Consider the following 25,150-nt stretch of genomic DNA (forward strand, 5'->3'; position numbering starts at 1 on the left):
GCGCCTTCAAACTTGCGCGGTGCGCGGTCGCCACGATCACCGGCGCCTTCGAAACGGCGCGGTGCGCTGTCGCTGCGCGGGCCGCGCTCGCCACCGAAGCGCGGACGATCTCCGCCTTCGCGATCGTTGCGGACCGGACGGTCACCACGTGCGCCGCCTTCCGACGGACGGCCTGCGCCCGGACGTGCGCCGCTGAACGGACGGCGTTCGCCGTCTTCACGACGCGGGGGGCGGTCGCCGAAGCTGCGCGGTGCGCGTTCGCTACGATCACCACTACCTTCAAACTTACGCGGTGCGCGCTCGCCGCGATCACCAGCGCCTTCAAACTTGCGCGGTGCGCTGTCGCTACGCGGGCCGCGTTCGCCACCGAAGCGCGGACGATCTCCGCCTTCGCGATCGTTGCGGACCGGACGGTCGCCACGTGCGCCGCCTTCGGACGGACGTCCTGCGCCCGGCCGTGCACCGCTGAACGGACGACGTTCGCCGTCGTCGCGACGCGGGGGGCGGTCGCCGAAGCTACGCGGTGCGCGTTCGCCGCGATCACCACTACCTTCAAACTTACGCGGTGCGCGATCCCCACGATCACTACCACCTTCAAACTTACGCGGCGCGCGTTCCCCACGGTCCCCCGCGCCTTCACGTCGCGGCGGCCGATCGGACGACGAGCGACCTGCGCCACCCGCATCCCGCTCGCGAGAAAACGACCCCTCAGCGCGCGGCGCCCGTGCGCCCGCACCTGCCGGCTTTCCGCCGGCACCCTTCGGCGCGCCGCCGCTTTCTCCGTGTGCCCCGCTGAAACCCGCCGTCGACGGTTTCGGTCCCACCGGGCGCGTCGGCTTACGCGCCGACGTGCTGCCGGTACGGACAGGGGCGCGTTCGGACGAAGCCGGCCGCGGGTGCTTGGCTGTTAATTTGAGTCGCATGAAATCTCACACTGCAATCGCGCGCAGCAGTTCGGTCTCGACCTGAATTTGCAGGCGGTTGTCCGACAGACCGTGTCCATCCAGCAGGAACACGTCTTCGACGCGTTCGCCGAGCGTATTGATCCGCGCCGAAGCGACGCCGACCCGATGCTCGGCCAGCACGCGCGCGATCGAATAAAGAAGGCCTGGCCGGTCGTTGGCCGACACGGACAGGATGTAATATTGGCCGCGTTCGTCGGCCCGAAGGTCGACGCGCGGCGTCACAGGGAAGGTCCGCGAAAGCCGCGACAAGCGGCCTTTCGACGGTCCGGGGAGCAGGGTGCCGTCGCCGGTGAGACGGGCGGTCAGTTCCTGTTCGACCAGATTGGCAATATCGCGATAATGCACGTCTTCTTCGGTATGCGCGACGAGGAAATTATCGAGCGCATAGCCGTGACGGGTCGTGCTAACCCGCGCATCCAGCACCGACAAGCCGTTGCGGTCGAAATACGCGCAAATCCCGGCGAACAGATCGGGCTGATCCTTCACGTACACCAGCACCTGCAGCGCCTCGCCGATCGGCGACGGACGCGCCCGCACGATCGGCGTGGCCGTTTCAACGTGACGCGACAGTACGCGGGTTTGCCACGCGATGTCGGCCGCGTCGTGACGCAGGAAATAGCCGATGTCGAGCTTGTCCCACAACGCCTTTTGCGCGCCTTCCGGCACGGTTTCGAGACGCAGCAGCGCCAGCGCCTCTTCCTGGCGCGACTTCAGTTCCGAATGCGCGTCCGGCCGCGCGCCGCCGAGTACGGCCAGCGTGGCGCGGTACAGATCTTCGAGCAGCTTGCCTTTCCACGTATTCCAGACCTTCGGGCTGGTGCCGCGAATATCGGCCACCGTCAGCAGGTAGAGCGCGGTGAGGCGGCGCTCGGTGCCCACCAGTTCGGCAAAGCGCTTGATCACTTCCGGGTCGCTGGTGTCCTGCTTCTGCGCAACCTGGCTCATGGTCAGGTGTTGCTGCACCAGCCAGACCACCAGTTCGCCGTCTTCGCCCTCGATACCGTGGCTGCGGCAAAAGCGTCGCGCGTCGGCCATGCCGAGCGTGGAGTGGTCGCCGCCGCGCCCCTTGGCGATGTCGTGAAACAGCGCCGCCACGTACAGCACCCACGGCCGGTCGAAATTGGCGATCAACTGGCTGCAGAACGGGTATTCGTGCGCGTGTTCGGCGACCGCGAAGCGCCGCAGATTGCGCAGCACCATCAGAATGTGCTGGTCGACCGTGTAGACGTGATACAGATCGTGCTGCATTTGCCCGACGATGCGCCGGAAGTTCAGCAGGTAACGCCCGAGCACGCTGGTCTGGTTCATCAGCCGCAACGCGTGCGTGATGCCGGCCGGCTGCTTCAGGATTTCCATGAAGAGGCGGCGGTTTTCCGGATCGCGCCGCCAGTGCTGGTCCATCACGTCGCGGGCGTTGTAGATCGCCCGCAGCGTGCGCGCCGACAGGCCTTTGACGCCCGGCGTCAGTTCGTACAGCAGGAACGCTTCGAGGATCGCGTTCGGCTCGCGCTCGAACACGTCGTCGCTGGCGATTTCCAGCATGCCCTGTTTTTCGACGAACAGGTCCGTCAGCACCCGCGTAATCCCGCTCGTGGTCGGGAAAAGCTGGGCCTCGATGTTCTGGATCAGAATCGTAGCGAGCTGCGTGACAGCCTTGGCGGACCAGTAATAGCGCCGCATCAGCTGTTCACTAGCGCGCTTGGTAGCGGTCGGCTTGTAGCCGAAACTCTCAGCCACCGGCGTTTGCAGATCGAACACCAGAATGTCCTGCCGACGCCCGGCGACCACATGCAGCCGCGCGCGCAGCGCCTTCAGAAAGCTCTCGTTGCGACGCAGTTCGCGCGCTTCGCGTTCGGTGATCAGGCCGCGCGCCTCGAGTTCGCGCCAGCTGCTACCGAAACCGGCCGCCTGGGTGATCCACAGAATCAGCTGAAGATCGCGCAGGCCGCCCGGGCTTTCCTTGATGTTGGGTTCGAGCGCGTACGGCGTGTCCTGAAACTTGGCGTGGCGCTGGCGCATTTCCAGCACTTTCGCCTGGAAGAACGCCTTCGGATCGAGCGCGTCGCGGTAACGCTTCGCGAAATCGTCGAACAGCGTCGCGCTGCCCGTAATGCGCCGCGCCTCGAGCAGCGAGGTACGCACGGTGACGTCGTTGGCGGCTTCTTCGAGACACTGCGACACGCTGCGCACGCTGCTGCCGAGTTCCAGCCCCAGATCCCACGCGAGGCTGATAAAACGCTCGATACGCGCTTCGAGATGCTCGATCGGCGCGTCCGGCAGCAGCACCAGAATGTCGATGTCCGAATGCGGCGCCAGTTCGCCGCGCCCGTAACCGCCGACCGCCAATAAAGCCAGCTCGGGCGGCAGTTCGCAGGTGTCCCAGGCGGCGCGCAGCGAGTTGTCCGTGGCCCGCGCCAGGGCGGCCATCAACGCATCTACGTTGGCGGCCGTCTTGAAGCGTTCCAGCAACTGGGCTTTGGCCACCTTGTAGTCCGCCTTGAGCGACGTGGCATGGGATGGGGCGACGGCGGGAACACTACTCATTGGCAGGCGGGTACGCGGACGGTTGGCGGGAGGCCGGTCAGGCCGTAGCCGCGACGACCGGCGGCCGCGCGGGCGTGTCGGCGGAAACGGTCAGCACGTCGTAGCCGGATTCCGTGACGAGCACAGTGTGTTCCCACTGCGCCGACAGGCTGCGGTCTTTGGTCTTGACGGTCCACTGGTCGGGCATGGTGCGGATATCTCGCCGACCGGCGTTGATCATCGGCTCGATCGTGAAGATCATGCCGGCCTGCAGTTCGAGCCCGGTGCCCGGACGGCCGTAATGCAGAATCTGCGGGTCTTCGTGGAACACCGTGCCGATCCCGTGGCCGCAATATTCGCGCACCACGCTGTAGCCTTGGGCTTCGGCGTGTTTCTGAATGGCATAGCCGATGTCGCCGAGATGCGCGCCGGGGCGCACCTGGTCGATGCCGAGCCACATGCATTCGAAGGTGGTCTGAACCAGCCGCTTGGCCATGATCGAACCTTCGCCGACGATGAACATGCGGCTGGTGTCGCCGAAATAGCCTTCTTTAATGACGGTGACGTCGATATTCAGCGCGTCGCCGTTCTTCAGGGTTTTTTCGCCGGGAATACCGTGGCAGATCACGTCGTTGACGGAAATGCAGGTCGCTTTCGGGTAGGGCGGGTAGCCGGGCGGCTGGTAATTCAGCGGCGCGGGCACGGTGCCCTGTTCCTTCAGCATGTATTCGTGGCAGAGGCGGTCGAGTTCGCCGGTCGTGATGCCGGCGGCAACGAACGGCGTAATGTAGTCGAGCACTTCGCTCGCCAGTCTGCAGGCGACGCGCATTTGCGCGATATCGTGTTCGTTTTTGAGCGTAATAGCCATGAGTCGGGCCTGAATTGCGATTTATTCTGAGATTATCGCACCATATCCCGGCTGCCGCAGGGTTTTGCGGGCCTGGCGCGCTGTCAGCTCGCCGGCCTCGCGTCGACCAGGACCAGGTGCGCGTCCGCAGGTGCAACCCGGCGGCGACCGGAAGGAGCTACCGTGCGGGTTGAGTCGTGCAATAGTCGCGTGCTATAATCTTTGGCTAAGTCGCTCTCTGTCTTGGTTTTATTGTCCGGTATCAGTCTGAATCAAGCTGAATTGGTCAAAAAGACGGCGGGAGCAGCTTCCCACGGCGTTCGTTGCCTGCGTCGTGGGGCGAAGCAGTATAAGGCAGCAGACTCGCAAGCCGGCGCACCCAGGGTGTCCGTCGCGTTACGCCAAATTGAAGGCGGGCGCGGCCGATGCGGCAGCCGGCTTAAGACCCAACCCTCGCGGAGATTTTCATGGCAGTTACTATGCGTCAAATGCTGGAAGCCGGTGTCCACTTCGGTCACCAAACGCGCTTCTGGAACCCGAAGATGGCTCCCTTCATTTTCGGTCATCGCAACAAGATTCACATCATCAACCTCGAAAAGACGCTGCCGATGTACAACGACGCGCTGAAGTACGCGCGTCAACTGGCAGCGAATCGCGGCACGATCCTGTTCGTCGGCACGAAGCGTCAATCGCGCGACACGATCGCTGAAGAAGCGCAACGCGCGGGTATGCCGTTCGTCAACGCACGCTGGCTCGGCGGCATGCTGACCAACTTCAAGACGCTGAAGGTGTCGATCAAGCGCCTGAAAGACATGGAAGCAGCGCTGGAAGCCGGCGAAACCGAACGCATGAGCAAGAAAGAAGCTCTGCTGTTCGAGCGCGAAATGGCTAAGCTGGTCAAGTCGATCGGCGGCGTGAAAGACATGGGCGGCATTCCGGACGCGATCTTCGTGGTCGACGTCGGCTACCACAAGATTGCCGTGACCGAAGCTAACAAGCTCGGCATTCCGGTTATCGCTGTGGTCGACACGAACCACTCGCCGATCGGCATCGACTACGTGATCCCGGGTAACGACGACGCTTCGAAGGCTGTCGCTCTGTACACGGCTGGCGTGGCTGACGCGATCCTCGAAGGCCGTGCGAATTCGGTCAACGAAGTGGTGCAAGCTGCACGCGGCGACGACGGCGACGAGTTCGTCGAGGTCAAAGCGGAAGCGTAAAGCTGCCCCGTGTCCGGCAAAAAAGGGGGCTTTCTACAGGCCCCCTTTTTTTAAGCCGCGACAGATGTAGCAGGGCGCTGCAAACGGCGCCCGAGCAGTGTCGAAAGTGTGGTTGCGTAAAAAAGTACGTGAAACGCTGAAACGAATTCTTGCCGCCGGCATCGAAGTCCGGGCGGCGTATGACAGACGGAACTCAAGGAGCAAATGATGGCGGCAATTACCGCAAGCATGGTTGCAGAACTGCGCGCAAAGACCGACGCGCCGATGATGGAATGCAAGAAAGCGCTGACGGAAGCTGACGGCGACATGGCGCGCGCTGAAGAGCTGCTGCGCGTGAAGCTGGGCAACAAGGCCAGCAAGGCTGCGTCGCGCGTGACGGCTGAAGGCGTGGTTGCTTCGTTCATCGGCGGCAACGCGGGTTCGCTGGTTGAATTGAACTGCGAAACCGACTTCGTTTCGAAGAACGACGACTTCCTGGCGTTCACGAAGACGGTCGCGGAACTGATCGCCACGCAAAACCCGGCTGACGTCGCTGCGCTGGGCGCGCTGCCGCTGGACGGCTCGACGGTCGACGCAGTGCGTCTGGCGCTGGTCGGCAAGATCGGTGAAAACCTGTCGATCCGCCGCTTCGTGCGCTTCGAGTCGGCAAACAAGCTGGCAGCGTACCTGCACGGCACGCGTATCGGCGTGCTGGTCGAGTACACCGGCGCGGACGAGCAGATCGGCAAGGACGTGGCAATGCACATCGCCGCAATGAAGCCGGTGTCGCTGTCGTCGGACGACGTGCCGGCGGACCTGATCGCCAAGGAACGCAGCATTGCTGAACAGAAGGCCGCCGAATCGGGCAAGCCGGCTGAAATCGTCGCCAAGATGGTCGACGGCAGCGTGCAGAAGTACCTGAAGGAAGTGTCGCTGCTGAACCAGACGTTCGTTAAGAACGACAAGCAGACGATCGAACAGATGCTGAAGGCTGGCAACTCGAGCGTGCAGAAGTTCGCGCTGTTCGTGGTCGGCGAAGGCATCGAGAAGAAACAGGACGACTTCGCTGCTGAAGTGGCGGCTCAGGTCGCTGCTGCAAAGCAACAATAAGCTTGTCTTAAGCCTCAGCTAGTACCGTTGGACCCGCGGCGGAGCAAGACTTTGCCGCGGTCGGCAGCGCCGCAAGGCTGCGTGCGGGTTGACCCTCGCCACGCAGCCGCCGCTGGCGGACCCCAGGGTTCGTCAATTTGGCGGTGCTTGCCCGAATCAGTATTTCACCCCTACATTAGTCCCTTGTTGTTGCCCTGTTCTGCGCGATCTGGATACCCCTATGCCCACTGCCTACAAACGCGTCCTGCTCAAACTCTCCGGTGAAGCTCTGATGGGCGACGATGCCTTCGGCATCAACCGCGCGACCATCGAAAGAATGGTGGCGGACGTGGCCGAAGTGGTCCGTCTCGGAACGCAGATGGCCGTGGTGATCGGCGGTGGCAATATTTTCCGTGGCGTCGCGGGCGGCGCGGCCGGTATGGACCGCGCCACGGCTGACTACATGGGCATGCTGGCCACCATGATGAACGCGCTGGCACTGCAGGACGCCATGCGTCACGCCGGCATCGAGGCGCGTGTGCAATCCGCGCTGCGCATGGACCAGGTGGTCGAGCCGTATATCCGCCCCCGCGCGATTCGCCAGCTCGAAGAAGGCAAAGTCGTGATTTTCGCGGCCGGCACCGGCAACCCGTTCTTCACGACCGACACCGCCGCTGCGCTGCGCGGCGCGGAAGTCGGCGCGGAAGTCGTGCTGAAAGCCACCAAGGTGGACGGCGTCTATTCGGCCGATCCCAAGAAAGACCCGAGCGCGACCCGTTACACCACGATCAGCTTCGACGAAGCCATCGGCCGCAATCTGCAGGTGATGGACGCGACCGCGTTCGCGCTGTGCCGCGACCAGAAGCTGCCGATCCGGGTGTTTTCGATCGTCAAGCCGGGCGCGCTCAAGCGCATCGTTCAAGGCGAGGACGAGGGCACCCTCGTCCACGTGTAAACTCTCGTTCACATAACGTGGGCTTTAACGCGAGCCCAGGCCGCCGCATCGCGCGCGCCGGCCGGCTCGCACCGTTTTGAAGGTTCGGAGGTTTAAAAATGTCTGTGGCAGATATCAGGAAGGGCGCTGAACAAAAAATGCAGCGTTCCATCGACGCGTTCAAGAACGACCTGTCGAAGATCCGCACGGGCCGTGCGCACACGGGCCTGCTCGATCATATCCAGTGCGATTACTACGGTTCGCCGGTACCGATCTCGCAGGTCGCGAACCTGACGCTGATCGACGCGCGCACGATCGGCGTGCAGCCGTGGGAAAAGAAGATGGTCCAGGTCGTCGAAAAGGCGATCCGCGAGTCGGACCTCGGTCTGAACCCGGCCACGCAAGGCGACGTGATCCGCGTGCCGATGCCCGCGCTCACCGAAGAACGCCGCCGCGAACTGATGAAAGTGGTCAGGAGTGAAGCGGAAACGGCCAAGGTCGCCGTGCGCAATCTGCGCCGTGATGCTAACGAGCAGTTGAAGAAGCTCGTGAAAGACAAGGAAATTTCGGAAGACGACGAGCGCCGCGCCGGTGACGACGTTCAGAAGCTGACGGACAAGTTCGTCACCGAAATCGACAAGATCGTCGTGACGAAAGAAGCCGAGATCATGACGGTGTAGGCCTTAGGGCTCAGCACTTTCACGATTTCCACTTCTTTATTTGCAGTTATTGTCCCGACGGCCATGACCTATACCAGCTCAACCGTGCGCGTGCCTGATGTCGCCGCGGTGCCGCGACATATCGCGATCATCATGGACGGCAACGGCCGTTGGGCCACCCAGCGGCGTCTGCCGCGCGTGGCGGGCCATACGCGCGGCGTCGACGCGGTGCGCGCGGCCGTTGAGGCCTGCGCGCGTCAGGGCGTCGAATATCTGACGCTGTTCGCGTTCAGCTCGGAAAACTGGCGTCGCCCGAATGACGAAGTGTCGTTTCTGATGCGCCTGTTCGTCACCGCGCTGGAGCGGGAAATCGGCAAGCTGCACGCGAACGGCATCCGTTTGCGGGTGGTCGGCGATCTGTCCCGCTTCGATACGCGCATCCGCGACCTGATCAAGCGTGCGGAAAGCAAAACCGCGCGCAATACCCGTCTGACGTTGACCATCGCCGCCAATTACGGCGGTCGCTGGGACATCATGCAGGCCACCCGCAAGCTCGCCGAACAATCGGCGCTGGCGGGCAAGGCGGTCGAGGTCAACGAAGACTCGTTCGCCGAGCACCTGTCCATGGCTTACGCGCCGGAACCGGATCTGTTCATCCGCACCGGCGGCGAGCGCCGCGTCAGCAACTTCCTGCTGTGGCAACTCGCGTACACCGAGTTCTATTTCACCGACACGTTCTGGCCGGATTTCGACGCCGACGCGCTCGGCCACGCCATCGCTTCGTACGCGGAGCGCGAGCGCCGTTTCGGGCGCACCAGTGCTCAACTCGAGCCGCAATCGCAAAACGTCGATTCGCTTCCATGCTAAAAACCCGTGTCATCACGGCGATCATCCTGCTGGCAGTGTTCCTGCCGGTCACGTTGTTCGCGCCGGTGGGCGCGTTCGGCGCGCTGATCGCTTTCGTCGTCGTGTTCGCCGCGTGGGAATGGGCGCGCCTGCTCAAGCTGGGCGGCGCCGGTCCGGTGGTTTATGCGCTGGTGGCCGCGGTCGCGCTAGTCGCGAGCACGCGGCTCGGCACCGGCATTGCCGAGGCCCGTTCGCTGTTCAAGGCGGCGGCGATCTTCTGGGTGGTCGCCGGCCCGTTCGTGCTGCTGCGCAAGCCCACGCTCGCCCAAGGCGCGTGGCGCACCTTTCTGTTTCTTGCCGGCATTGTGATATTCGTCGCGTGCTGGCATGCTCTCGTCGCTGCACGCATGCAGGGCGTGCCGTTCGTTCTGTCGCTGCTGCTCCTGGTGTGGCTGGCCGATATCGGCGCATACTTCTCCGGAAAAGCGTTCGGCAAACACAAGCTGGCGCCTGCCATCAGCCCGGGTAAGACCTGGGAGGGCGCGATCGGCGGCTGGCTGGTCGTGATGCTCGTCGCGGCGGCGGCGGTCTTTTTGCACGCGTTCGAGCCGACCCTGTATTCTTCGCTGCTGGCGCAATGGGGCGCCGTGCGCACACTGCTCGCACTGACCTTGCTGGTGGCATTCAGCGTGGTGGGCGACCTGTTCGAATCGATGATGAAACGCCAGGCCGGCGTCAAGGATTCAAGCGGCCTGTTGCCGGGGCACGGCGGCGTGCTCGATCGCATCGACGCCTTATTGCCGGTGCTGCCGCTTGCCATGCTGCTGCTCGGCTAGAGAAAGAGATATGCAAAAACGTCTGACATTGCTCGGTTCCACGGGCTCGATTGGAGACAGCACGCTCGACGTCGTCGCGCGTCATCCCGAGCGCTTTTCGATCTACGCGCTCACCGCGCATCGCAACGGCGACAAGCTCGTCGAGCAATGCCTGCGCTTTGCGCCGGAGATCGCGGTGGTCGGCGACGCCGACACGGCCGCGCAGGTCGCGGCGAAGCTGCGCGAGGCGAATAGCAAGACCGAGGTCACGTATGGACCGCAGGCGCTCGTCGACGTGTCGAAGAGCGACGCTTGCGACACCGTGGTCGCGGCCATCGTCGGCGCTGCCGGCCTTGCGCCGACGCTCGCCGCGGCGCGCGCCGGCAAACGCATCCTGCTCGCCAACAAGGAAGCGCTGGTCATGTCCGGCGCGATCTTCATGGACGCTGTGCGCGACAACGGCGCCGTGCTGCTGCCGGTCGACAGCGAACACAACGCGATTTTCCAATGCCTGCCGCGCGAAGCCGCGCAGCACGGCGGCGTCTCCAAAATCATCCTGACCGCGTCGGGCGGCCCGTTCCGTACCCGCGAACCGGCCACGCTCGTCGACGTCACGCCTGACGAGGCCTGCAAGCATCCGAACTGGGTCATGGGTCGCAAGATTTCGGTCGACTCCGCCACGATGATGAACAAGGGCCTCGAGGTGATCGAAGCCCATTGGCTGTTCGGTTTGCCGGGCGAGCGCATCGAGGTGCTGATTCATCCGCAGAGCGTGATTCATTCGATGGTCTCGTACGCCGACGGCTCGGTGCTCGCGCAACTCGGCAATCCGGATATGCGTACGCCGATCGCCCACGCGCTGGCTTTCCCGGACCGAATCGATTCGGGCGTCGCGCAACTCGACCTGTTGCAGGTCGCGTCGCTGGCGTTCGAAAAACCGGATTACACGCGCTTTCCGTGTCTCGCGCTCGCCATGAAGGCGTTGGCCGAGGGCGGTCTGGCCAGCGCCGCGCTGAACGCCGCGAACGAAGTCGCGGTGGAAGCCTTCCTGCAGCGTCAGATCGGTTTCATGGCGATTGCCCAGGTGGTCGACTCGGTGCTGAACGCGTTGCCGAACGGCAGTGCGCATGCGCTCGACGACGTGATCGAAGCGGATGCCGCCGCGCGTCGCGCCGCCGCCGAATTCATCGCGCGTCTGCCCGACAACGCTCGTCGCACGGAACGCGCCGTCCAGTGAGGCGCATATGAATCTGCTGATCGAACTGCTCGCCTTCGCGGTCGCGATTGGCGTACTCGTGGTCGTTCACGAGTACGGGCATTACAGCGTGGCACGGTTGTGCGGCGTCAAGGTGCTGCGCTTTTCGATCGGCTTCGGCAAGCCGCTGTTCCAGTGGGTGAGCCCAAAAACCGGCACCGAGTGGACCATTGCCGCGTTGCCGCTCGGCGGTTACGTGAAGATGCTCGACGAGCGTGAAACGAGCGGTGCGCCGATTCCCGCCGACATGCTGCCGCAGGCGTTCAACCGCAAGTCGGTGTGGCGTCGTTTCGCCATCGTCGCGGCCGGCCCGATCGCTAACTTCCTGCTGGCGATTGTGCTGTTCGCGCTGGTGTTCGCCACCGGCGTGACGGAGCCGGCGGCGGTGGTCGCGGCGCCTGCGCCGAACACGCCGGCAGCGCTGGCGGGCTTCGACGGCGGCGAAACCATCGTCGCGGTGCGCACCGGGAATGCCGGCGAATCCGAGCGGGTGCGTTCGTGGTCCGATCTGCGCTGGAAGCTGCTGGGCGCGGCGTTCGATCACAAGCGCGTGGTGCTGAGCGCGACCGACGCGCACGGCACGTCCGATTTCCAGCTCGATCTGCGCGGTCTCAGCGAGAAAGACGTCGACGACGATTTCATGTCGCACCTCGGCTTCGAGCCGGGCGGCGGCAAGCTGACCGTGGCGGGTGTGCAGCCGGGCAGCGCGGCGCAAAAAGCCGGGCTTGCCGTGGGCGATCGCCTGCGCGCGGTCGACGGTATCGCGACCGATAACGCCACGGCCTTCATCGCTTATGTAAAATCGCACGCCGGCAAGCCAGTGACGCTGCAGGTGGAGCGCGGCGGGCCAGCGGGACAAGCGGGGCCAGCGGGCAAGCTCGAAGACATCAGCCTCGTGCCGCAGTCGCAGCGCGACGACGCAACCGGCCAGCAGGTCGGCCGCATCGGCGCGGAACTGGCGACCCAGGTGCCGTCTATCGACGTGCGCTATGGGCCCGTCGAGAGCCTGCAACTTGGTGCGCGTCGTACGTGGGATCTCGCGGTTTACTCGGTGCGAATGTTCGGCCGGATGATCGTCGGCGAAGCTTCGCTGAAAAATCTTTCCGGTCCCGTAACGATCGCCGATTACGCAGGAAAGAGCGCACGTCTAGGTCCTTCTGCATTCCTGTCGTTCCTGGCCCTTGTCAGTATTAGCCTTGGTGTACTGAACCTGTTACCAATTCCGGTATTGGACGGGGGTCATCTGTTATATTATTTGGTTGAAGCTGTAACCGGCAAAGTTGTCTCCGATCGCTGGCAACTCGTTTTTCAGAGGGCGGGTCTCGCCTGCATCGTCGCATTGTCGGCGATCGCACTGTTCAACGATCTGGCTCGTTTAATCCATTTTTAAAGTGTCCGGCGGCGTTCACGATGGCGACCGTCTGACCTGATGCAGCTATACACACTGGGGAAGCACGTTGTTTAAACCTCATCGCTTTGTTCCAAAGACGGTTATAGCCGCGGCGTTTGCCGCGCATGGGCTGGTTGCTCACGCAACGACGCCCTTCGTGGTGCAAGACATCCGGATCGAGGGATTGCAACGCGTCGAACCTGGTACCGTGTTCGCCTACCTGCCTATCAAGCAAGGCGACACCTTCAGCGACGACAAGGCATCGGAAGCCATTCGCGCACTGTATGCCACGGGCTTCTTCAACGACGTCAAGATCGCGACCGAAGGCAATGTCGTCATCGTGCAGGTGCTGGAGCGTCCGGCCATCGGCACGATCGACTTTTCCGGCATCCATGAATTCGACAAGGACAACCTGACCAAGGCGTTGCGCGCGGTCGGTCTGTCGCAGGGTCGTTACTACGACAAGGCGCTCGTCGACAAGGCCGAGCAGGAGTTGAAGCGTCAGTACCTGACGCGCGGCTACTACGCGGCCGAAGTGACCACCACGATCACGCCGATCGACCGCAACCGCGTCGCGGTGCTGTTCTCGGTGGGTGAAGGTCCGAGCGCGAAGATCCGCCAGATCAACTTCATCGGCAACAAGGCGTTCAGCACCGGTACGCTGCGCGATGAAATGCAGCTGTCCACGCCGAACTGGTTCTCGTGGTACACGAAGAACGACCTGTACGCGAAAGACAAGCTCACCGGCGACCTCGAAAACGTCCGCTCGTATTACCTGAATCGCGGTTACCTCGAGTTCAGCATCGACTCCACGCAGGTGTCGATCTCGCCGGACAAGAAGGACATGTATCTGACGGTCACGCTGCATGAAGGCGAGCCGTACTCGATTTCGAACATCAAGCTCGCCGGCAACCTGCTCGACCGCGAGCCGGAGCTGGCCAAGCTGATCAAGATCAAACCGGGTGACCGCTTCTCGGCTGAAAAGCTGCAAGCCACCACCAAGGCGATCGTCGACAAACTCGGCGAATACGGCTATGCGTTCGCAACCGTCAACGCGCAGCCGCAGATCGATCAGGCCAACCACAAGGTCGACTTGACGCTGCAAGTGGATCCGAGCCGCCGCGTCTACGTGCGCCGCATCAATGTGGTCGGCAACACGCGTACCCGCGACGAAGTGGTGCGCCGCGAAATGCGCCAGCTCGAAAGCTCGTGGTTCGACTCGAACCGCCTCGCGCTGTCGAAAGACCGGATCAACCGTCTTGGCTACTTCACGGACGTGGACGTCACCACGGTGCCGGTCGAAGGCACGCCCGACCAGGTCGACGTCGACGTCAAGGTGGCCGAAAAGCCGACCGGCGCGATCACGCTGGGTGCGGGTTTCTCGTCGACCGACAAGGTGGTGCTGTCGGCGGGTGTGTCGCAAGACAACGTGTTCGGTTCGGGCACGAGTCTGTCGGTGAACGTGAATACCGCGAAGACCTACCGTACGCTGACGGTCACGCAGGTCGACCCGTACTTCACGGTCGACGGCATCAAGCGCATTACCGACGTCTACTACCGTACGTACCAGCCGCTGTACTACTCGACGGACTCGAGCTTCAAGATCGTGACCGTGGGTGGCGACCTGAAATTCGGTATCCCGTTCTCGGAAGTGGACACGGTCTACTTCGGCGCGGGTCTCGAGCAGAACCAGCTGGACATCGACGCGAACACGCCGGCTTCGTACAAGCAGTACGTGCAGGACTTCGGCCGTGTTTCGAACAACGTGCCGATTACGGTGGGCTGGTCGCGCGACGCGCGTGACAGCGCGCTCGTGCCGAGCCGCGGTTACTTCACGCAGGCCAATGCCGAATACGGCACGCCGATCGGCGGCACCCAGTACTACAAGGCCGACATCAACGCGCAGTACTATTATTCGTTTGCGCGCGGCTTCGTGCTGGGCTTCAACTTCCAGGGCGGTTACGGTAACGGCCTCAGCGGCAAGCCGTACCCGATTTTCAAGAACTACTACGCTGGCGGTATCGGCTCGGTGCGGGGCTTCGAGCCGAGCTCGCTGGGTCCGCGCGACAAGACCACGGGCGACCCGATCGGCGGTTCGAAGCTGCTGGTCGGCAATATCGAGTTGACGTTCCCGCTGCCGGGTACGGGCTACGACCGCACGCTGCGGGTCTTCACGTTCCTCGATGCGGGTAACGTCTGGGCCGACGCGAGTGCCGCAGCCAATTCGACTGGCGCAAACGGTCTGCGTTACGGCTACGGTGTCGGTCTCGCGTGGATTTCGCCGATCGGGCCGCTCAAGCTCAGCTTGGGCTTCCCGCTCGTGAAGCACACCGGCGACCAGTATCAGAAATTCCAGTTCCAGATCGGGACGGCATTCTGATCGGGCGGCGCGATCCCGCCACGGGTGTTGTCGCTGCGAATTGTCGGCAGCGGCCGACCCCGGCGGCGGGCGGCTGGCCTAATTACAGAATCGAGAGGATGACTTTGCTAACCGGTATGTTTTCGAAACGTGTGGCATGCGCGCTGGCGCTGGCAATGACCTTGGGTGTCGGGGTAGCGCACGCGCAGGAAGCCCGGATCGCCGCGGTGAATTCTGACCGGATCCTACGGGAATCCGCGGCCGCGAAGGCCGCGCAGGTCAAGCTCGAAGCCGAGTTCGCCAAGCGCGACAAGGATCTCGCGGACATGGCGCAGAAGCTGAAGACCCTGTCCGATTCGCTCGACAAGAACGGTGCGTCGATGTCGGTGGCCGATCGCGCGCAGAAACAGCGCGATCTGTCGCAACTGGACACGGACTTCCAGCGCAAGCAGCGCGAGTTTCGCGAAGATCTGAACCAGCGCCGTAACGAAGAACTGGCGGCGGTGTTGGACCGCGCGAACAAGGTGATCAAGCAGATCGCCGAGCAGCAGCACTACGACCTGATCGTTCAGGAAGCGGTGTATGTGAGCCCGCGCATCGATATCACGGACCAGGTGCTCAAGGCCCTGGCCGCGTCGGGTAACTGAACGGCGCAAGCGCCGGGCGTTGGCTCGCGAGTGGGTGGCTCCTACGCCGCCCACGATCATTGCCCGGTGGCGGCAAAGACGTAGAACTGACAAGTTGGACTGAACTGCAGGAGACTGGATAGGCATGGCATTTACGCTTGAGGACATCGTCCAACGGTTCGGCGGTGAAGTAGTCGGAAACGGTTCGCAGCGCGTCGGTAGTCTTGCGCCGCTCGACCAGGCAGGTCCGGACCAACTGGCGTTCCTCGCCAATCCGAAGTACCTGTCGCAGGTCGAAACGACCCGCGCGGGCGCGGTGTTGATCAATGCCGCCGATCTCGCCAAACTGGCTCCCAGCGAAAGCCGTAACTTCATCGTCACGCCGAATCCGTACGCTTACTTCGCGCGCGTCGCGCAGACCTTCATCGACCTCGCTGCGCCCAAGGTTGCGCCGGGCGTCCATCCGAGCGCCACGATCGACCCGTCCGCGCAGATTGCCGCGAGCGCGGTGATCGGCCCGCATGTCACGGTGGAAGCCGGTGCGGTGATCGGCGAAAACGTGAGGCTCGGCGCCAACGTGGTGATCGGCCGCGGCACGCGGATCGGCGCCGGTTCGCATCTGTACCCGAATGTGACGGTGTACCACGGTTGCAAGCTCGGCGAGCGCGTGATCGTGCATGCGGGCGCGGTGATCGGCTCGGACGGTTTCGGCTTCGCGTCGGATTTCGTCGGCGAAGGCGACGCGCGTACCGGTAGCTGGGTGAAGATTCCGCAGGTCGGCGGTGTGTCGATCGCGAACGACGTCGAGATCGGTGCGAACACTACGATCGACCGTGGCGCGATGGCCGACACGATCATCGAAGAGTGCGTGAAGATCGACAACCTCGTGCAGATCGGCCATAACTGCAAGGTCGGCGCGTACACGGTGATCGCCGGTTGTGCGGGCATTGCGGGCAGCACGACGATTGGCCGCCATTGCATGATCGGCGGCGCGGTCGGCATTGCCGGCCATGTGACGCTCGCCGACTACGTGATTGTCACGGCGCAGTCCGGTGTATCGAAGTCGTTGTCGAAGCCCGGCATGTACACCAGCGCGTTCCCGGCCGTGAATCACGCCGACTGGAACAAGAGCGCGGCGTTGCTGCGCAATATCGGCAAACTGCGCGACCGTATCAAGGCGCTCGAGAACGCCGCGAGCGACAAGCCGGCGGCGGCCGCAAGCACCACGACAGGCGCATTGTCGAACGCAACGGATAACCCGGCAGCTAGCAATTCCGCAGACGAGCAAGCCTGAGCTCGCGAAGTAATTCGCCGGGCGGCTTGCCGGCACCGCGTAAAATGGCGGGCTAGCATCAGAAGCAACGTCGGTTGCCGTGACCGGGTGGCACGGCCGCCGGGTCAGGGCGAGCGCCGGCAGCACGCGTTACTAACCCACCTGCACCAGCATTCGCAGTCATCATCGCGCAGTCAATGCGTGAGCAGAAACACCATGAGCACCGAAAAAATCAATCTCGACATTCATAAGATTCTCACGCTGCTGCCACATCGTTACCCGATCCTGCTGGTCGACCGGGTGCTCGAACTTGAGCCGCACAAGCGCATCAAAGCGTTGAAGAACGTGTCGATCAACGAGCCGTACTTCCAGGGGCATTTCCCGACCCGTCCGGTCATGCCCGGCGTGCTGATCCTCGAAGCGCTCGCGCAAACCGCGGCGCTGCTGACGTTTTCGGAAGAGCCGAGCGATCCGTCGAACACGCTGTACCTGTTCGTCGGTATCGACAATGCGCGCTTCAAGCGCGTGGTGGAGCCGGGCGATCAGTTGATCCTGAATTGCACGTTCGAGCGTCATATGCGCGGCATCTGGAAGTTCAAGGCGCGCGCCGAAGTGGATGGCGTCGTGGCGGCAGAAGCCGACCTGATGTGCGCGGTGCGGCACACGGACAAGGACGCTTAAGTCAGCGTCCGGTTAGCCCGTGGCTCGATGCCGGCGCGGCCGGCGTTGCCCGGGCCCATCCAGACAACGCAACAGAATCAGAAGCGAGGACGCATGAGCAGGATTCATCCCACTGCGATCGTCGAACCGGGCGCACAAGTCGACGAGTCCGTCGAAATCGGACCGTATGCCGTGATCGGCGCACATGTGACGATCGGCGCACGGAGCACGGTCGGCTCGCATAGCGTGATCGAAGGTCACACCACGCTCGGCGAAGACAACCGGGTCGGCCACTACGCATCGGTCGGCGGCCGTCCGCAGGACATGAAGTACAAAGACGAGCCGACCCGGCTCGTGATCGGCAACCGCAACACGATCCGCGAATTCACCACGATCCACACCGGCACGGTGCAGGACGCGGGCGTCACCACGCTCGGCGACGACAACTGGATCATGGCGTACGTGCACATCGGGCACGACTGCCACGTCGGCAATAACGTCATTCTGTCGAGCAACGCGCAGATGGCCGGCCACGTGACGATCGGCGACCACGCGATCGTCGGCGGCATGTCGGGCGTGCATCAGTTCGTGCGCATCGGCGCGCACTCCATGCTGGGCGGTGCGTCGGCGTTGGTGCAGGACATTCCGCCGTTCGTGATCGCCGCGGGCAACAAGGCGGAGCCGCACGGCATCAACGTCGAAGGGCTGCGCCGCCGCGGCTTCTCGCCGGACGCGATTTCGGCGCTGCGCTCGGCCTATCGCCTGCTGTACAAAAACGGCCTGTCGCTTGAAGAAGCGAAGGTGCAGTTACGCGAACTGGCATCCGCGGGTGGCGACGGCGACGAACCGGTGCAGACGTTGCTCGCGTTCATCGAAATGTCGCAACGCGGCATCATCCGCTAACCGATGGCATTGCAACCCAATCCGCTGCGCGTCGCGATGGTGGCCGGCGAACCGTCCGGCGATCTGCTCGCGGCGTCGCTGCTCGACGGTCTCGCGAGCCGTCTGCCCACCGGCACCCAGTACTACGGAATCGGCGGCCCGCGCATGATCGCCACAGGCTTCGACGCCCACTGGCCGATGGACAAGCTGACGGTGCGCGGCTATGTCGAAGCACTGCGGCATATTCCCAGCATTCTCGCCGTCCGTAACGAACTGAAGCGCCAACTGCTGGCGGAGCCGCCGTCGGTGTTCGTCGGTGTGGATGCACCCGATTTCAACTTCGGGCTCGAGCACGCGTTGCGCGACGCCGGCATTCCGACGGTTCACTTCGTGTGTCCGTCCATCTGGGCATGGCGTGGCGGGCGCATCAAGAAGATCGCCAAGGCGGTCGACCACATGATGTGCGTGTTCCCGTTCGAAACCGCGCTGCTGGAGAAAGCGGGCGTCGCGGCGTCGTACGTGGGGCATCCGCTGGCCGACGAGATTCCGCTCGTGCCCGACACGCTCGGCGCACGCCGCGCGCTTGGTCTCGCGGAAGACGGTCCGATCATCGCGGTGCTGCCGGGCAGCCGGCGCTCGGAGATCGATCTGATCGGCCCGACGTTCTTCGCGGCAATGGAAATGATGCAGCACCAGGAGCCCAGCGTGCGCTTCGTGATGCCGGCGGCCACGCCGGTATTGCGCGAGATGCTGCGGCCGCTGGTCGACTCGCACCCGGGTCTCGCGTTGACGATTACCGACGGCCAGTCGCAACTCGCCATGACCGCGGCCGACGCGATCCTCGTGAAGAGCGGCACCGTGACGCTGGAAGCCGCGCTGCTGAAAAAGCCGATGGTGATCTCGTACAAGGTGCCCTGGCTGACCGGCCAGATCATGCGCCGCCAGGGCTATCTGCCGTACGTGGGGCTGCCGAACATTCTGGCGGGGCGTTTCGTCGTGCCGGAAATCCTGCAGCATTTCGCTACGCCGCAAGCGCTGGCCGAGGCCACGCTGAAACAGTTGCGCGACGAAGGCAACCGGCGCACGCTGACGGAAATCTTCACGGAGATGCATCACGTGCTGAAGCAGAACACTGCGCAGCGAGCGGCGGAAGTCGTGGCGAGCGTCGTCGAAAAACATAAGGCGCGGCCGTGACCGGTGCGCGCGCACCTCGTCGCAAGGCCGTGGCAGGCGCCGCGGCGGAGCAGGTCGGCCTGAACTTCGAGACGCCGGACGACATCGTCTGCGGCGTCGACGAAGCCGGGCGCGGTCCGCTTGCCGGTCCGGTGGTCGCGGCGGCGGTGATCTTCGACCCGTCGAAGCCGATGATTCGCGGCCTCGACGATTCGAAGGTGCTCACCGCGAAAAAGCGCGACGAGCTGTACGACAAGATTGTCGATCGCGCGCTGGCTTACTGCATCGCGTCGGCGAGCGTCGAAGAAATCGATTCGCTGAACATCCTGCACGCCACCATGCTGGCAATGAAGCGCGCGGTGGAAGGTCTCGCCGTCGTGCCGACGCTGGTCAAAATCGACGGTAATCGCTGCCCGACGCTGAGCGTGCGCAGCGAGGCGGTGATCGGCGGCGACGCGCTCGTCAAAAGCATTTCTGCTGCGTCGATTCTGGCTAAAGTCACGCGCGACCGCATGCTGCTCGAATTGCATCAGCGCTTTCCGGTGTACGGTTTCAATGCCCATGCCGGTTACGGCACGCCGCAACACCTCGCGGCGCTGCGTGAACATGGGCCGTGCGAGCATCATCGGCGCTCGTTCGCGCCAGTGCGTGAAGCGCATCTGCGCTTCGGCACGACCACGCGTCTGCCGGCGGGTGAAATCGTCGTCGTGCCCGTCACGTTGACCAATGCCATGCTCGACGACGACGCCTTCGGCGAACGCAGCGGCATCTGATTTTCAGTGAGCGCCGCGCGCGCGGTACAACAGCGCGTCGTTCATTCTTTCCTCATTCTCACTGTCTTCGCTGCCTGTGAAAGCCATCACCTCGCGGGACAATCCGCTCTATAAACGTCTCAAGGCATTGGCCGGCTCGACGCATCAACAGCGTCGCGGCGGCCAGGCGTTGCTCGAAGGGTTCCATCTCGCGAGCGCGTTTCTCGACGTCGCCGGGCAGCCGGAAATGTGTATCGTCACCGACGGCGCGCTGACTCACGACGAAGCGCGCGCGATCGTCGCGCGTGTCGAAGATCATCGCGTCGTGACGCTGCCGGATGCGTTGTTCGGGCAGTTGTCGAACGTCGTGCATGGTGTGGGGATTCTGCTGCTGGTCGACAAGCTCGATCCGCCGCTGCCCGACACGGTCGCGCAGACGTGTCTCGTGCTCGACGGCGTGCAGGACGCCGGCAACGTCGGCTCGATTCTGCGCAGCGCGGCGGCGGCCGGCATTCAGCAGGTGTTCTGCGCGCCGGGCACGGCGTACGCGTGGTCGTCGAAAGTCTTGCGCTCGGGCATGGGCGCGCACTTCCTGCTGCAGATTCACGAGGACGTCGAAGCGCAGTCACTGATCGAGCGCCTCGCGGTGCCGATCGTGATTACGGATTCGCACGGCGCCGAAGCGATCTACGACTGCGATCTGAGCGGACCGCTCGCGTGGGTGTTCGGCAACGAAGGGGCGGGCGTGTCGCAGATCTGGCGCGACGCGGTGTCGTTGCGAGTGACGATTCCCCAGCCGGGCGGCATGGAGTCGCTCAATGTGGCGGCGGCGGCGGCGGTTTGCGTGTTCGAACAATGCCGCCAGCAGCGCGGCCGCGCGTAGCCGTAAAAAAGGGCGCCTTGTCAGGCGCCCCGTTCATCCGCTTCAATTACCCAATCAATAAGCCTGCCGATCCAGCTTGATCTCCTGCAGGATCGTCGTCGCGATCTCCTCGATCGATTTGTGCGTCGACGACAACCACTTGACGCCTTCACGCCGCATCATCGCCTCGGCTTCGTTGATCTCATAACGGCAGTTTTCCGGCGCGGCGTATTTGCTGCCCGGCCGACGCTCGTTGCGGATTTCGGACAGCCGCTGCGGATCGATCGACAACCCAAACATTTTCTGACGATGCGCGAGCAAGGGCGTAGGCAGTTTGCCGCGTTCGAAGTCTTCCGGAATCAGCGGATAGTTCGCCGCCTTCACGCCGTACTGCATGGCCAGATACAGGCTCGTCGGCGTTTTGCCGCTACGCGACACGCCGACCAGGATCACGTCCGCGTCGGCCAGATTGCGGTTCGATTGACCGTCGTCATGCGCGAGCGAAAAGTTGATCGCCTCGATCCGGTTCTTGTACTCCTCGGTGTCCGCGTTCTGGTGTCCACGGCCCATGGCGTGGCTCGACTTCAGTTCCAGTTCCTGCTCGAGCGGCTCGACGAAGGTCTGAAACATGTCCAGCACCAACGCGTTCGACCCTTTGACGATCTGGTTCGACGCGCTGTCCACCAGCGTGGTGAACACGATCGGCCGGCGGCCGTCTTGCGCGATCGCCTCGTTGATCTTTTCGAGGGTGGCGTAGGCCTTTTCCGTCGAGTCGACGAAGGGCACGCGAACCAGACGGAATTTCTGGTCGAACTGGGAGAGGATCGAATGCGCGAAGGTTTCGGCAGTGATCCCGGTCCCGTCGGAGACGATGAATACGGTGGGCGGCATCGGTGGGGCTGGGGAACGTGAGCGGAAAATAGCGCTCGAATAAAACATCGCCGCGCAGACCTCGCTGCCCGGTGGCTAACCGGAGTATGCAGCGAATCGGCACGGCGCGCCGTGGGCACCACAATTGCGTCCGGATGACGGTGGGGTCTCGCAAAAGCCCGCTGGCCGGTCCGGGGCGCGTTTCGAGGCGCAATTCTCGTCCGACAGTCACATTTTGAGAGTCGGCACGGTAGAATAGCGGCAACCTGTTGGATAAGCAATTGCAGGCGATTGGCGTCTAACTTACCGTGAACGGTCGTTCAACGCGTCGCCTTCGGTCGGTAACGTGCGGTGAATGTGGTGGATTGATCGGTAAATTCGTCCATTCGCGTTCTTCGTCGCGCATCCGGCCATTTGCACATTTGCGGCCTCTCCGCGGCGCTTTTTACCGCCCGTGGCCGCTTACCGCGCTGTGTCGCGATTGCTTCTCCAACAGGTTGTGCAAGACGCGAGAGCACGCTCCCAATGGGCGTCTCGCGTTCGAGCCCACTTGCACAGCCGTGAATTTCTTTCACACTTAGGGGCTTGTATGACTAACGCAGTTACCGTCGCAAAGGATAAGGCGTATGTAGTTCCGTTCGAGCAGTTGCGGATGACCGACGTGGAGATTGTCGGTGGCAAGAATGCGTCGCTGGGCGAGATGATCAGTCAACTCGCTGAAGCCGGCGTGCGCGTGCCCACCGGTTTCGCTACGACGGCGCTGGCATTCCGTGACTTCCTGAATCACAACACGCTCACCGAACGCATCGCCAAACGTCTCGAGACGCTCGACGTCGACGACGTGAAGGCGCTCGCGGAAGCAGGCAAGGAGATCCGTCAATGGATCGTCGACGCGCCGATGCAGCCGCAGCTGGAAGCGGACATCCGCGCAGGGTTCGACGTCCTGCAAAACAGCTCGCCTGAAGAGCTGTCGTTCGCCGTGCGTTCGTCGGCCACGGCCGAAGATTTGCCGGACGCATCGTTCGCGGGTCAGCAGGAAAGCTACCTCAACGTGGTCGGCGTCGAAGACGTGCTCGATCGCATGAAGCACGTGTTCGCGTCGCTGTACAACGACCGCGCTATCTCCTATCGCGTCCACAAGGGCTTCACGCATGCTGAAGTCGCGTTGTCGGCGGGCGTGCAGCGCATGGTGCGCTCGGACGTCGGCGCGGCCGGCGTGATGTTCACGCTGGACACCGAATCGGGCTTTAAAGACGCCGTGTTCATCACGTCGAGCTACGGTCTGGGCGAAACGGTGGTGCAGGGCGCGGTGAATCCGGACGAGTTCTACGTCTTCAAGACCACGCTCGCGCAAGGCAAGTACCCGATCATCCGTCGCTCGATCGGCTCGAAGCTGATCAAGATGGAATTTACGAAAGCGGGCGAAGAAGGCCGCGTGAAGACCGTCGACGTGACGCACGAGCAGCGCAACCGCTTCTCGATCACCGACGAAGACGTGATCGAGCTCGCGAAATACGCCGTCATTATCGAAAAACACTACGAGCGTCCGATGGACATCGAGTGGGGCAAAGACGGCCGCGACGGCAAGATCTTCATTCTGCAGGCGCGTCCGGAAACGGTGAAGAGCCAGGCCGCGGGCAAGGCCGAACAGCGCTTCAAGCTGAAGGGTCAGTCGAACGTGCTGGCCACGGGTCGCGCGATCGGTCAGAAGATCGGCGCGGGTCCGGTGCGCGTGATCCACGATCCGTCGGAAATGGACCGGGTGCAACCGGGCGACGTGCTGGTCGCCGACATGACCGACCCGAACTGGGAGCCGGTCATGAAGCGCGCGTCGGCAATCGTCACGAATCGTGGCGGGCGCACCTGCCACGCGGCGATTATCGCGCGTGAGCTGGGCGTGCCGGCGGTGGTCGGCTGCGGCGACGCGACCGACGTGCTGAAGGAAGGCGCGCTGGTCACGGTGTCGTGCGCGGAAGGCGACGAAGGCAAGATCTACGACGGCCTGCTCGAAACCGAAATCACCGAAGTGGAGCGCGGCGAACTGCCGCCGATTCCGGTGAAGATCATGATGAACGTCGGCAACCCGCAACTGGCTTTCGACTTCTCGCAATTGCCGAACGCCGGCGTGGGTCTGGCGCGGCTCGAGTTCATCATCAACAACAACATCGGCGTGCACCCGAAGGCGATTCTCGAGTACCCGAACATCGACCAGGACCTGAAGAAGGCCGTGGAAAGCGTCGCGCGTGGCCATGCGTCGCCGCGTGCGTTCTACGTCGACAAGCTGACCGAAGGGATCGCGACGATTGCCGCGGCGTTCTATCCGAAGCCCGTGATCGTGCGTCTGTCGGACTTCAAGTCGAACGAGTACAAGAAGCTGATCGGCGGTTCGCGTTACGAGCCGGACGAAGAAAACCCGATGCTGGGTTTCCGTGGCGCGTCGCGCTACATCGCCGACGACTTCGCCGAAGCGTTCCAGATGGAATGTGTCGCGCTGAAGAAGGTGCGTGAAGAGATGGGCCTCGACAATGTCGAGATCATGGTGCCGTTCGTGCGCACGCTGAAGCAGGCGGAACGCGTGATCGGCCTGCTCGGCAAGTTCGGCCTGAAGCGCGGTGAGAAGGGTCTGCGTCTGATCATGATGTGCGAAGTGCCGTCGAACGCGATCCTCGCCGAAGAATTCCTGCAATTCTTTGACGGTTTCTCGATCGGTTCGAACGACCTGACGCAGCTCACGCTGGGCCTCGACCGTGACTCGGGCATGGAATTGCTGGCCGTCGATTTCGACGAACGCGATCCGGCCGTCAAGTTCCTGCTCAAGCGTGCGATCGAAACCTGCCTGCGCCTGAACAAGTACGTCGGCATTTGCGGCCAGGGTCCTTCGGATCATCCGGACTTCGCGCAATGGCTGACGGATGAAGGCATCGCGTCGATCTCGCTGAACCCCGACTCGATCATCGAGACGTGGAAGCAACTGGCGGCGTCGGCGAAGCAGTAAAACGCCTGTTGCATGCCGCTTTCTAAGCGGCATGCATAGCGTGCGGGAGGGTGCGGCAAAGTGCGCGTAAAAAGCGCATCAAAAGCTTGTCAAAGAGTGTCGCAGCGCCCGTTCGATGCACCAGCTTCGTGCTATAAACACCCCGGTAGATCCGGGGTGTTTTGCTTTGTGGAGGT

21 protein-coding genes are annotated in these 25,150 nt (G+C 63.2%); 17 read left to right on the top strand and 4 right to left on the bottom strand.

The genetic code is table 11. The features are described 5' to 3' along the window. From HWY05_RS37190 to map, 3 genes are all read right to left on the bottom strand, one after another. Positions 1 to 757, bottom strand: a 757-nt coding sequence (locus HWY05_RS37190; RefSeq protein ID WP_176061426.1) for a hypothetical protein, incomplete at its 3' end; no start/stop codon positions are given. A 172-nt stretch (positions 758 to 929) separates the two neighbouring features. Beyond that, positions 930 to 3,509 carry a [protein-PII] uridylyltransferase gene (locus tag HWY05_RS37195; RefSeq protein ID WP_176061427.1) on the bottom strand — a complete coding sequence of 860 codons (2,580 nt, stop codon included), beginning with the start codon at positions 3,507 to 3,509 and terminating at the stop codon, positions 930 to 932. Positions 3,510 to 3,546: 37 nt separating this feature from the next. Further along, positions 3,547 to 4,356 (bottom strand): type I methionyl aminopeptidase, encoded by an 810-nt coding sequence (gene map, locus HWY05_RS37200; protein ID WP_176061428.1) that lies wholly within the window; start codon positions 4,354 to 4,356, stop codon positions 3,547 to 3,549. Between the two features lie 446 nt (positions 4,357 to 4,802). Between map and rpsB the strand changes: the two genes are divergently transcribed. The 16 genes from rpsB (at position 4,803) to HWY05_RS37280 (ending at position 21,130) form a co-directional block, all read left to right on the top strand. Further along, entirely contained in the window at positions 4,803 to 5,555 is a 753-nt protein-coding gene (gene rpsB / locus HWY05_RS37205) for a 30S ribosomal protein S2 (protein WP_134962658.1), read from the top strand. 207 nt (positions 5,556 to 5,762) lie between these two features. Next, on the top strand, positions 5,763 to 6,644 hold the full coding sequence (gene tsf / locus HWY05_RS37210) for a translation elongation factor Ts (RefSeq protein ID WP_176061443.1): 882 nt from the start codon (positions 5,763 to 5,765) through the stop codon (positions 6,642 to 6,644). Positions 6,645 to 6,864: 220 nt separating this feature from the next. After that, positions 6,865 to 7,578, top strand: coding sequence for a UMP kinase (gene pyrH, locus HWY05_RS37215; protein WP_035546194.1), 714 nt, complete (start codon positions 6,865 to 6,867; stop codon positions 7,576 to 7,578). 98 nt (positions 7,579 to 7,676) lie between these two features. Next, complete coding sequence (frr, locus tag HWY05_RS37220; protein WP_035546193.1) at positions 7,677 to 8,237, top strand: ribosome recycling factor; 561 nt, start codon at positions 7,677 to 7,679, stop codon at positions 8,235 to 8,237. A gap of 63 nt (positions 8,238 to 8,300) precedes the next feature. Further along, positions 8,301 to 9,083: a polyprenyl diphosphate synthase gene (gene uppS, locus HWY05_RS37225; RefSeq protein WP_035546192.1), complete on the top strand. Its 783-nt coding sequence runs from the start codon at positions 8,301 to 8,303 to the stop codon at positions 9,081 to 9,083. Continuing rightward, on the top strand, positions 9,077 to 9,898 hold the full coding sequence (locus tag HWY05_RS37230; protein ID WP_176061429.1) for a CDP-archaeol synthase: 822 nt from the start codon (positions 9,077 to 9,079) through the stop codon (positions 9,896 to 9,898). Before uppS ends, HWY05_RS37230 begins: the two co-directional genes overlap by 7 nt. Positions 9,899 to 9,908: 10 nt before the next feature. Beyond that, entirely contained in the window at positions 9,909 to 11,114 is a 1,206-nt protein-coding gene (locus HWY05_RS37235; protein WP_035546188.1) for a 1-deoxy-D-xylulose-5-phosphate reductoisomerase, read from the top strand. 7 nt (positions 11,115 to 11,121) lie between these two features. Beyond that, positions 11,122 to 12,522, top strand: a complete 1,401-nt coding sequence (gene rseP / locus HWY05_RS37240) for an RIP metalloprotease RseP (protein ID WP_176061430.1) — start codon at positions 11,122 to 11,124, stop codon at positions 12,520 to 12,522. 67 nt (positions 12,523 to 12,589) lie between these two features. Continuing rightward, the gene (gene bamA, locus HWY05_RS37245; RefSeq protein WP_176061431.1) at positions 12,590 to 14,902 is read left to right on the top strand and encodes an outer membrane protein assembly factor BamA; all 2,313 of its coding nucleotides are present in this window, start codon (positions 12,590 to 12,592) and stop codon (positions 14,900 to 14,902) included. A 104-nt stretch (positions 14,903 to 15,006) separates the two neighbouring features. Continuing rightward, on the top strand, positions 15,007 to 15,528 hold the full coding sequence (locus HWY05_RS37250) for an OmpH family outer membrane protein (protein WP_176061444.1): 522 nt from the start codon (positions 15,007 to 15,009) through the stop codon (positions 15,526 to 15,528). A 124-nt stretch (positions 15,529 to 15,652) separates the two neighbouring features. Beyond that, positions 15,653 to 16,801 carry a UDP-3-O-(3-hydroxymyristoyl)glucosamine N-acyltransferase gene (lpxD, locus tag HWY05_RS37255; RefSeq protein WP_176061432.1) on the top strand — a complete coding sequence of 383 codons (1,149 nt, stop codon included), beginning with the start codon at positions 15,653 to 15,655 and terminating at the stop codon, positions 16,799 to 16,801. A gap of 195 nt (positions 16,802 to 16,996) precedes the next feature. Then, positions 16,997 to 17,461 carry a 3-hydroxyacyl-ACP dehydratase FabZ gene (gene fabZ, locus HWY05_RS37260; RefSeq protein WP_035546182.1) on the top strand — a complete coding sequence of 155 codons (465 nt, stop codon included), beginning with the start codon at positions 16,997 to 16,999 and terminating at the stop codon, positions 17,459 to 17,461. A 93-nt stretch (positions 17,462 to 17,554) separates the two neighbouring features. Beyond that, positions 17,555 to 18,343: an acyl-ACP--UDP-N-acetylglucosamine O-acyltransferase gene (gene lpxA, locus HWY05_RS37265; RefSeq protein ID WP_035546180.1), complete on the top strand. Its 789-nt coding sequence runs from the start codon at positions 17,555 to 17,557 to the stop codon at positions 18,341 to 18,343. 3 nt (positions 18,344 to 18,346) lie between these two features. Then, positions 18,347 to 19,516 (top strand): lipid-A-disaccharide synthase, encoded by a 1,170-nt coding sequence (lpxB, locus tag HWY05_RS37270; RefSeq protein WP_035546178.1) that lies wholly within the window; start codon positions 18,347 to 18,349, stop codon positions 19,514 to 19,516. After that, positions 19,513 to 20,268, top strand: coding sequence for a ribonuclease HII (gene rnhB, locus HWY05_RS37275; RefSeq protein ID WP_035546176.1), 756 nt, complete (start codon positions 19,513 to 19,515; stop codon positions 20,266 to 20,268). Before lpxB ends, rnhB begins: the two co-directional genes overlap by 4 nt. A gap of 76 nt (positions 20,269 to 20,344) precedes the next feature. After that, a complete protein-coding gene (locus tag HWY05_RS37280; protein WP_176061433.1) occupies positions 20,345 to 21,130 on the top strand; it encodes an RNA methyltransferase in 786 nt (261 codons plus the stop codon). A 54-nt stretch (positions 21,131 to 21,184) separates the two neighbouring features. Here HWY05_RS37280 and HWY05_RS37285 read toward each other — a convergent pair whose 3' ends face one another. Continuing rightward, on the bottom strand, positions 21,185 to 22,000 hold the full coding sequence (locus tag HWY05_RS37285; protein ID WP_035546174.1) for a pyruvate, water dikinase regulatory protein: 816 nt from the start codon (positions 21,998 to 22,000) through the stop codon (positions 21,185 to 21,187). A 568-nt stretch (positions 22,001 to 22,568) separates the two neighbouring features. Here HWY05_RS37285 and ppsA point away from each other — a divergent pair. Beyond that, complete coding sequence (ppsA, locus tag HWY05_RS37290; RefSeq protein WP_176061434.1) at positions 22,569 to 24,974, top strand: phosphoenolpyruvate synthase; 2,406 nt, start codon at positions 22,569 to 22,571, stop codon at positions 24,972 to 24,974. The last annotated feature ends 176 nt before the right edge of the window (positions 24,975 to 25,150 follow it).

The organism is Paraburkholderia sp. BCC1876 (assembly GCF_902833695.1).
Taxonomy (GTDB): domain Bacteria; phylum Pseudomonadota; class Gammaproteobacteria; order Burkholderiales; family Burkholderiaceae; genus Paraburkholderia.

Coding starts and splice junctions, on each gene's coding strand:
- HWY05_RS37195 (WP_176061427.1), bottom strand. CDS start 3,509: ATGAGTAGTGTTCCCGCCGTCGCCCCATCCCATGCCACGTCGCTCAAG.
- map (WP_176061428.1), bottom strand. CDS start 4,356: ATGGCTATTACGCTCAAAAACGAACACGATATCGCGCAAATGCGCGTC.
- rpsB (WP_134962658.1), top strand. CDS start 4,803: ATGGCAGTTACTATGCGTCAAATGCTGGAAGCCGGTGTCCACTTCGGT.
- tsf (WP_176061443.1), top strand. CDS start 5,763: ATGGCGGCAATTACCGCAAGCATGGTTGCAGAACTGCGCGCAAAGACC.
- pyrH (WP_035546194.1), top strand. CDS start 6,865: ATGCCCACTGCCTACAAACGCGTCCTGCTCAAACTCTCCGGTGAAGCT.
- frr (WP_035546193.1), top strand. CDS start 7,677: ATGTCTGTGGCAGATATCAGGAAGGGCGCTGAACAAAAAATGCAGCGT.
- uppS (WP_035546192.1), top strand. CDS start 8,301: ATGACCTATACCAGCTCAACCGTGCGCGTGCCTGATGTCGCCGCGGTG.
- HWY05_RS37230 (WP_176061429.1), top strand. CDS start 9,077: ATGCTAAAAACCCGTGTCATCACGGCGATCATCCTGCTGGCAGTGTTC.
- HWY05_RS37235 (WP_035546188.1), top strand. CDS start 9,909: ATGCAAAAACGTCTGACATTGCTCGGTTCCACGGGCTCGATTGGAGAC.
- rseP (WP_176061430.1), top strand. CDS start 11,122: ATGAATCTGCTGATCGAACTGCTCGCCTTCGCGGTCGCGATTGGCGTA.
- lpxD (WP_176061432.1), top strand. CDS start 15,653: ATGGCATTTACGCTTGAGGACATCGTCCAACGGTTCGGCGGTGAAGTA.
- fabZ (WP_035546182.1), top strand. CDS start 16,997: ATGAGCACCGAAAAAATCAATCTCGACATTCATAAGATTCTCACGCTG.
- lpxA (WP_035546180.1), top strand. CDS start 17,555: ATGAGCAGGATTCATCCCACTGCGATCGTCGAACCGGGCGCACAAGTC.
- lpxB (WP_035546178.1), top strand. CDS start 18,347: ATGGCATTGCAACCCAATCCGCTGCGCGTCGCGATGGTGGCCGGCGAA.
- HWY05_RS37285 (WP_035546174.1), bottom strand. CDS start 22,000: ATGCCGCCCACCGTATTCATCGTCTCCGACGGGACCGGGATCACTGCC.
- ppsA (WP_176061434.1), top strand. CDS start 22,569: ATGACTAACGCAGTTACCGTCGCAAAGGATAAGGCGTATGTAGTTCCG.